The sequence below is a fragment of the Streptomyces sp. genome, from assembly GCF_036566765.1.
Taxonomy (GTDB): Bacteria; Actinomycetota; Actinomycetes; order Streptomycetales; family Streptomycetaceae; genus Streptomyces.
On record NZ_DATCVQ010000753.1, the window covers coordinates 1 to 4,415 of the forward strand.

At 70.9% G+C, this 4,415-nt stretch carries 5 protein-coding genes; all 5 read left to right on the plus strand.

Annotated elements, in window-relative coordinates:
- Positions 1-166 precede the first annotated feature (166 nt).
- The 5 genes from VIU94_RS43615 to VIU94_RS43635 are packed head-to-tail and all read left to right on the plus strand — an operon-like array spanning position 167 to position 4,130.
- Positions 167-445, plus strand: coding sequence for a hypothetical protein (locus VIU94_RS43615; RefSeq protein ID WP_331921104.1), 279 nt, complete (start codon positions 167-169; stop codon positions 443-445).
- A complete protein-coding gene (locus VIU94_RS43620; RefSeq protein ID WP_331921106.1) occupies positions 442-1,953 on the plus strand; it encodes a terminase large subunit domain-containing protein in 1,512 nt (503 codons plus the stop codon). Before VIU94_RS43615 ends, VIU94_RS43620 begins: the two co-directional genes overlap by 4 nt.
- A gap of 14 nt (positions 1,954-1,967) precedes the next feature.
- Positions 1,968-2,159: a hypothetical protein gene (locus VIU94_RS43625; protein WP_331921108.1), complete on the plus strand. Its 192-nt coding sequence runs from the start codon at positions 1,968-1,970 to the stop codon at positions 2,157-2,159.
- On the plus strand, positions 2,156-3,397 hold the full coding sequence (locus VIU94_RS43630) for a phage portal protein (protein WP_331921110.1): 1,242 nt from the start codon (positions 2,156-2,158) through the stop codon (positions 3,395-3,397). Before VIU94_RS43625 ends, VIU94_RS43630 begins: the two co-directional genes overlap by 4 nt.
- Positions 3,372-4,130 (plus strand): HK97 family phage prohead protease, encoded by a 759-nt coding sequence (locus tag VIU94_RS43635; protein WP_331921113.1) that lies wholly within the window; start codon positions 3,372-3,374, stop codon positions 4,128-4,130. The genes VIU94_RS43630 and VIU94_RS43635 overlap by 26 nt, the downstream gene beginning before the upstream one ends.
- Positions 4,131-4,415 lie beyond the last annotated feature (285 nt).

A 4,415-nucleotide genomic window follows, 5' to 3' on the forward strand; every position in this document is an offset into this window, starting at 1 on the left:
ATCTGTCGGCCTCTTCTCTCTCCGTCACTCAAAGTAATGGGCGCGACTCCGACTTGACCCATTTAGCAGTGCATGATCATGCAGGGCTATGCAGTCACGGAGTGTGACCATCACCCGGCTCGCTACTTGACCGGACTCCGACTCGACCGGATTAGCGGAGGTGGTCATGTCCGCCGATGATCACGACCTCTCCGATCTTGAACGCGCCGTCCGTGATCAACTCGCCGCGTGGGGCCTGCTCGGCACGGCCGAGGGCGCGGCGACGATGGACATCGTCCACCGGCTCGCCCACACCGAAGACCTTCGCCCCGCAGCCGCGGCGATGCTTCACGCGCAGCTCCGCACGCAGCTCGTTGACCTGCGGAAACTCGCTCCTCCGGCTGATGAGAAGGACGGCGTGTCCGACCTTCAGAACGCCTACATCGGGCTGAGGGCCGTGCAGTGACCGCCGTCGACGACCGGCTCATCATGGGAGCCCGCGACCCACGGATCCTGGTACACCCCGAGTCGGAGCGCACGGCCGGCCGCATGACGGTGGACCTGGCGTTCCGGGCGGGCCTGCGCCTGGATCCGTGGCAGTCGCTGGTGCTGGAGCGGTCGCTGGGCGTCGATGCGGACGGCCGCTGGAGCGCGTTCGAGGTGGGCTTGATCTTGGCGCGCCAGAACGGAAAGTCGGCCGTGGCCGAGGCGCGGATGCTCGCAGGGCTGTTCCTGTTCGGCGAGGAGTTGCTGATCTACAGCGCTCACGAGTTCAAGACGGCGGGGGAGATTTTCCGCCGCGTCCTCGCCCTTGTCGAAGGAACCGCTGACCTGCGGAAACGTGTGAAGTCGGTGGCGAGGTCGAAGGGTGAGGAGGGGATCGAGCTTCTCCCGACCGCGCGGAACCCGCGCGGGCAGCGGCTGCGTTTCCTGGCCCGCTCGACGGGGTCGGGCCGCGGGTTCTCCGGCGACTGCGTGTTCATGGACGAGTGCCAGAACTTGGGCGATGCGCCGGTGGACGCGATGATGCCGACGCTGCTGGCGCGCCCGAATCCGCAGCTGTGGTACTCCGGCTCTGCGCCGGACAAGGACTTGGCGCCGTGCGAGCAGATCACGCGGGTGCGGCGCCGGGCGCTGGCCGGGGACGCCGACCGGCTGGCGTACTTCGAGTGGAGCGCCGAGCTGTGCACGGACCAGTGCGGTCTGGGCTGCGAGGAGCACGACGACCCGGCCGACCCTCTGACCTGGGCGAAGACGAATCCGGCGCTGGGGAGCGGGCGGGTGACGACCGAGGGCGTGGGCAAGCTGCACGCCTCGATGTCCTACCGCGGGTTCGCCCGCGAGCTGTTGTCGGTCGGGAACTACCCGGTCGAGGGTGGCGGCTGGGACGTCATCTCCGAGGCGGCGTGGGCGGCGACCGAGGACGAGGCGTCGCAGCCGCTGGACCCGGTGGCGTTCGCGGTCGATGTGACCCCGGACCGCAGCGCGGCGTGTGTCGCCATCGCGGGCGTCCGGGCGGACGGGCTGATGCACGTGGAGGTCGTCGACCACGAGCCCGGCACCGGGTGGGTCGTGGCGCGCGTTCAGGCGCTCGTGGAGCGGTGGCGGCCGTGCGCGGTGGCCCTGGACCCGGGCGGGCCGGGCGGTTCGCTTGTGGGCGACTTCGAGGCCGCGGGGATCGAGCTGACGACGACGAAGGCGCGTGACGTGGCCGCGGCTGCGGGTGGCCTGTACGACGCGGTGGTGCGTCCGCCGGACGCGCAGGAGGGGTGGGCGCCGACGGTGCGGCACATCCCGCACCCGGCGCTCTCAGGCGCGCTGAGCGGCGCGGGGAAGAGGCCGCTGGGCGATGCGTGGGCGTGGGACCGGCGAGGCGTGAGCGTGGACATCAGTCCGCTGGTGGCGGTGACTCTGGCCCGGTGGGCGTGGGTGACCAGGGAGCGGGTCGACGACGCCCCGCCGAACGTCTGGTGAGGAGGGTTGCTCTGATGCTTGACCTGGCCGAACTGGCGTTCGTGGTGGTGTTCCTGGCCGGTGTGGCGCTGGTATGGCCGCCGGCGGCGCTGATGGTCGGCGGTGTGCTGGGGGTCGTGGCGTGTGAGCGGCGCTCGTCGGCCCGTCGTGCGGTGGTGCCGCGCGGTGAGGCGCAGGCGCCGCGGCGGTTGAGGCGGGTCGCGTGAGTCTGTTCGGGCTGTTCGAGCGGCGAGACTCGCCCGAGAATCCGGCCGTCCCGCTGACCTCGACGCAGCTCCTGGACTGGCTGGACGGCGGCGCACCGAACGAATCCGGGGTCCGGGTCAACCAGACGACCGCAATGAACCTGTCCGCGGTCTACCGGGCGGTCGATCTGGTGTCGAGCGTATCGGGGGCGCTGCCGCTGATCCCGTACACGGCGGGGACGAAGGAACCGGCGAGCGTACCGATCCTGGCGAACCCGCACCCGGAGATGACGCCGTACGAGTTCTGGAAGCTGACGTACGTGCACCGGCTGCTGTGGGGCGACCACGTGAGCCGCAAGGTTCTGGACAGGGTCGGCCGGCCGCGGTGGCTGGACCCGTTGGAGCCGGGCCGCGTGCAGGTCCGCAAGGTGCAGGCCACCGAGCGGAACCCGGCGGGGAAGGTGTTCATCGTCGACAGCGACCTGGACGCGCCGCTGCTGCCGCATGAGGTGCTGCACCTTCCAGGGCTCAGCTTCGACGGGCTGAAGGGCGTCAGCGTCATCACGCACGCCCGGACGTCGCTGGGCTTGGCGACGGCGGCCGAGCAGTACGGCGCCCGGTTCTTCGGCAAGGGTTCGCTGCTGTCCGGCATCCTGCAGACCGAGCAGCGCCTTGAGCAGAAGGACGCCGACGCGCTGAAGCGGCGCTGGCGGCAGAAGATGGCCGGGATCGACAACGCCCACGACGTGGCTGTGCTCGACGCGGGGGCGAAGTTCCAGCCGCTGAGCATGCCGCACGACGACGCGCAGTTCCTGGAGTCGCGGCAGTTCCAGGTCGAGGAGATCGCCCGCTGGTTCGGCGTTCCGCCGTTCCTGCTGATGCTGACCGAGAAGTCCACCTCGTGGGGGACGGGCCTTGAGCAGCAGACTCTGGCGTGGCTGAACTACAGCCTTCACCCGACGTGGCTGGCGCCGACCGAGCAGCGGGTCACGCGGCTCACGGGCCGCGGCATCGAGGTCCGCTACAAGGTCCGCGAGCTGCTGCGCGGCGACTCCACGGCCCGCGCGAACTGGTACCGCACCATGCGTGACCTCGGCGTTTTCAACGCCGACGACATCCGTGCCGAGGAAGACCTGCCGCCACTGCCCGACGGGCTCGGCGAGGACTACTGGCAGCCGGTGAACATGGCGCCGCTGGGGAGCGACCCCGCGGACGCGAGCACAGGAGAGGGCGATGGGGCGGACCAGCCTGCCGAGTGAGGAGCGCCGCGATCTGGCGCTGGCCGACGCGGGCCTGCAGGTGCGGGCCGCCGGCGACGACGAGCCGCCCCGGTTCACCGGGCACGCGGCGGTGTTCGACACGCGCACCGCGATCGGGCCCGTGCCCGGGTGGGGGTTCCTGGAGGAGATCTCGGGCGGCGCGTTCGCCAAGACCCTCAAGGAGGGCGACGCGCGGATGCTCGTCGACCACGACTCCTCCCTGCTGGTGTCCCGCGTGTCCGCCGGTGACCTGACGCTGGGCGAGGACGGGGCGGGCCTGGCGGTCGACTCCGAGCTGGACGTCGAGGTGTCCTACATCCGCGACCTGGCCCGCAACGTGGAGAAGCGCCGCATCACCGGCATGAGCTTCGGGTTCCGTGTCGTCAAGGACGACTGGGTCACCGAGCAGCTGGAGGTCGAGGGCCTCGACGACCCCGCCGAGGTCGACGTCCGGATCATCCGCGAGGTGAAGCTGATCGAGGTCTCGGCGGTGACGTTCCCCGCCTACGAGGAGACCGACGCGTCGCTGCGCTTCGGTGTGATGCCCGCCCTGGCTCATCGCGGCAACCGCGAGGCCATCGCCCGCCGGTCCGCGGCGCGGCCCGAACTGAACGAGCTTCTCGGGGCCTTCCCAGCGCCCGAGCCGCGCAGGCGCACCCTGACCCGGTCCGACATGGACCGGCTCGCGGGCGCCTACGCGATCCCCCTGTCCGTCGAGCGCAAGCCGGCGTAGCACCACTTCCGCTAGTTCCACCCCGGCCGAGCCGGACGCGCACCACTCCCCGCGGGGGAGCCGGGCGCGGCACCACTCTGCGCGGGACCGGAGCGACCGGACGGACGACCCACCAACGATCCAGACGAAGGAGGCAGTCGTGTCCCGACTGCAGGACCTGCTGGACCGGCGCGCGAACGCCTGGGCGACCGTCCAGGACATCCGCGACCGGCTCGCCAAGGAGAACCGCGACGCCAACGAGGACGAGGACACCGCGTTCCGGGGCGCCCTCGACGACGTCGAGAA

Bases quoted from the DNA above. Each gene is read 5' to 3' on its own strand.
- VIU94_RS43625 (WP_331921108.1), top strand. From the start codon at position 1,968: ATGCTTGACCTGGCCGAACTGGCGTTCGTGGTGGTGTTCCTGGCCGGT.
- VIU94_RS43615 (WP_331921104.1), top strand. From the start codon at position 167: ATGTCCGCCGATGATCACGACCTCTCCGATCTTGAACGCGCCGTCCGT.
- VIU94_RS43635 (WP_331921113.1), top strand. From the start codon at position 3,372: ATGGGGCGGACCAGCCTGCCGAGTGAGGAGCGCCGCGATCTGGCGCTG.